This window comes from Clostridium sp. CAG:43, assembly GCF_000434655.1.
In the GTDB taxonomy this organism is placed as follows: domain Bacteria; phylum Bacillota; class Clostridia; order Lachnospirales; family Lachnospiraceae; genus Otoolea; species Otoolea fessa.
This window is the reverse complement of the sequence record NZ_FR895093.1, coordinates 12623-16079: the sequence shown is the minus strand read 5'-3', so window position 1 is coordinate 16079 and position 3457 is coordinate 12623. Positions and strand designations below refer to the sequence as shown.

The window sequence follows — 3457 nt, the reverse complement described above, 5'->3', positions numbered from 1 at the left end:
TCTTCCGGTTTTCCCGGCGCACTCCACTCTCGATCAGGATCTGCTCCGCCGCATTCGTCGTCAGACGCTCGTCCCACATAACGACCGGAAGGTTCGTCCGCCGTTCCAGCATCTCTTTAAATGCCAGCGTCTTTTCAACGCGCTCACCCAGCGTATTATTCATATTTTTAGGATACCCCAAAACAATCGTCCCAACCTCGTATTCCCGGATCAGCTCTTCAATCCGGGCGCAGGTCTGGCGAAGTTTGTTCTCATCCTTCCGTGTGATCGTCTCAATCCCCTGTGCTGTAATGCCTAACGGATCGCTGACTGCCACTCCCGTGGTCTTCGATCCAAAATCAAGCCCCATAATTCTCATATTCTATTTTCTCCATAACAAAACAAGCTGGCAGCCCGTCAGATATTGGACTGTTGTCGCCAGCTGTTTACTCTTCCGCTTTTTAATTGCCGTGCTGCATCCACTCTTTACTGAAGCTTCGTCTCAATATATACCTTCACAAGCTCTTCCAGAATTTCGTCACGCTCTACCTTCATAATCAGGCTTCTGGCACTCTTGTGGCTGGTAATATAGGTCGGATCTCCAGACATAATATATCCTACAATCTGATTGATCGGGTTGTAACCCTTCTCCGTCAGCGCTGTATATACCTGTTCCAGAACCTGGCTTGCCTCCAGCTTCTTCTCTTCCTGTACTGCTCTAAAAAACTGTGTATTGCTGATATCACCCATTTTGTCTTCACGTCCTTTTAAATACCCGCCGCGCTCTGTCACTCTGCGGATCCATGCGTGCAGGTAAACTACTCTTTTTTATTTTACTCTACTTTACCCCATTCGGCAAGTTATTTTTTATCATTATAATCATCCAGGAAATTGTACGTCCAATCGTCCTTGTGGTAACCGATCACAGTCTTTAAGTTGATATTGTGGACACTCTTAAAGATATTTTTCTCGATCACGTCGCTCTCCTTGCGAAAATGGGCGATCAATTCCTTCATCTCATCGCGCTTGGAACCGCGTCCGCCTCCGCAGCTCACGCAATTTTCAGTAAAACGGCACGCGCACTGTATAAACTGCAGTCCATTGTAATCGCGCCACGCCTTGACCGCATCTTCCTTGATAAGATACATCGGACGGATCAGCTCCATGCCCTCGAAATTCTGGCTGTGCAGCTTCGGCATCATCGTCTCAATCTTGCCGCTGTACAGCATTCCCATGAGGATCGTCTCGATCACATCATCAAAATGATGCCCAAGCGCAATTTTATTGCAGCCCAGCGCTTTCGCCTGTGCATAGAGGTGACCGCGTCGCATTCTGGCACAAAGGTAGCACGGATTCTGTTCGATCGTCGCCACTGTATCGAAAATATCGCTCTCAAATACCGTCAGCGGAATGCCAAGAAGTTTCGCATTGTCCTGGATGATCTTCCAGTTATCCGCATTGTAGCCCGGATTCATCACTAGAAAAACGGTTTCAAACTGGAATTTTCCATGTTTTTTCAATTCCTGGAAAAGTTTCGCCATCAGCATGGAATCCTTGCCGCCGGAAATACAAACTGCGATCTTGTCGCCCTCCTGAATCAGGTCGTAGGTGTTGAGCGCCCGCGTAAACGCCCGCCAGATCGGCTTGCGGAATTTTTTTATAATACTCTGCTCAATTCTCGCCCGTTTTTCCTCTCGATCCGCCTCGGATTCTCCGCCTACGAAGCGGGACAGGGAGAGGCGCAGCCACGCACGGTAACCACCCTCCACATTGACCGCGTCAAATCCGTCTCCGGTCAGACGACGCACCCACTCCTGGCTCTTCTCACCGGTATGGCACATCACATACACTGGATGCATTTTGTCTAACTTGGCTGTTTCTTCCTCATATTGCTCTTCCAGCCGGGACGCCGGGAGGCTTACCGCCCCCGGAAAAGTTCCGCGCATATACTGGTCCTGCGGGCGGATGTCCACGATCGTCTTCTCCGCATCCTTTAACGCTTCCAGCTCCTCAATCGTAATCGTTTTCATTGTATATTCTCCTGTATCCGTTATCTGCAAAATCCTCTTTAAGAAAAAGAATGTAAAAAATGTGCCTACCCGTGTACAGTAACCACAATTCTCATGAAATGAAACAAAAGCACAGGATCCGCGCTGACAGTGCTCTGCCAAACAAACGGGTCCTGTGTTTTTCTGCTGTTTTGTTACCGTTCACGCGCACGTAACCAGTAACTCATTTTCTGTTAATTATAACACTCTCCCTGCATTCTGGGAAGTCCTATTTCTATAATTAGTCTCTTAGTCCTCTGTAAAGAGTGGTGTGGAATAATAGCGGTCACCGCTGTCCGGAAGAATCGCTACGATGGTTTTCCCCTTATTTTCCGGGCGTTTTGCCAGCTCAATCGCACCATGCAGAGCTGCGCCGGAGGAAATACCGACTAAGATGCCCTCTTTGTGTGCCAGAAGTTTTGCTGCCGCAAATGCATCCTCATTCTCCGCCTCGAAAATCTCATCATAAATCTTAGTGTTCAGTACATCCGGTACAAATCCGGCGCCGATACCCTGAATCTTGTGTGCGCCGCCCTTGCCTGTCTTTAATACCGGGGATGAAGCTGGCTCCAGCGCTACGACTTTCACATTCGGGTTCTGGGATTTTAAGTATTCGCCGGTACCTGTCAGAGTTCCGCCGGTACCAACACCTGCGATCAGGATATCAACCTTTCCGTCGGTATCATTCCAGATCTCCGGACCAGTGGTTGCTCTGTGAACCGCCGGATTGACCGGATTGACAAACTGACCGGCTAAGAAGCTGCCCGGTGTCTCTTTTGCCAGCTCTTCTGCCTTCTCGATCGCGCCCTTCATGCCCTTTGCGCCCTCAGTCAGGACAATCTCTGCACCGTACGCTTTCAGAATGTTGCGGCGCTCCACGCTCATCGTCTCCGGCATCGTCAGGATGATGCGATATCCCTTCGCTGCTGCGATGGACGCCAGACCGATACCGGTATTGCCGGAAGTCGGCTCGATGATGACAGAACCCTCTTTCAGGACACCTCTCTTCTCTGCATCCTCAATCATGCCTTTTGCAATACGATCCTTCACGCTTCCAGCCGGGTTTAAATACTCCAGTTTTACCAGAACCGTTGCTTCCAGTCCCAGCGCTTTCTCAACATTCACAACCTCAACTAACGGTGTGTTTCCTACCAGTCCCAGTGTTCCCTTATAAATGTTTGTCATGATGATTTCCTCCTAATATCTGTGATGATTTTTATATTTTTTAATTTTTATAGATTTCTATAGATTCTTCTTTTTTCCAGAACTCATTTCCAATTTGAAAAACTCGCTCCAAAAGAAGTTTAAAATGCGAAAAGAGCCCATCCTCTATACACATTTCCCGCCCGTCCAATCCAGCTTTTCTGCCGCCTGTCCTGCTTGTTTTTCTGTGTACGCGGATGCGCTCTTTCTATATCCTTAACCCTTAT

At 48.5% G+C, this 3457-nt stretch carries 4 protein-coding genes; all 4 read right to left on the bottom strand.

What is annotated here, in order from left to right:
- Positions 1 to 358 (bottom strand): Holliday junction resolvase RuvX (ruvX, locus tag QVO97_RS07510; protein WP_288189319.1); only part of this gene is annotated, 358 nt, incomplete at its 3' end.
- Positions 359 to 465: 107 nt separating this feature from the next.
- On the bottom strand, positions 466 to 729 hold the full coding sequence (locus QVO97_RS07505) for an IreB family regulatory phosphoprotein (protein WP_022359731.1): 264 nt from the start codon (positions 727 to 729) through the stop codon (positions 466 to 468).
- Between the two features lie 110 nt (positions 730 to 839).
- Complete coding sequence (locus QVO97_RS07500; RefSeq protein ID WP_022359730.1) at positions 840 to 2009, bottom strand: ATP-binding protein; 1170 nt, start codon at positions 2007 to 2009, stop codon at positions 840 to 842.
- A gap of 267 nt (positions 2010 to 2276) precedes the next feature.
- Positions 2277 to 3212: a cysteine synthase A gene (gene cysK / locus QVO97_RS07495; protein ID WP_022359729.1), complete on the bottom strand. Its 936-nt coding sequence runs from the start codon at positions 3210 to 3212 to the stop codon at positions 2277 to 2279.
- Positions 3213 to 3457: the final 245 nt, after the last annotated feature.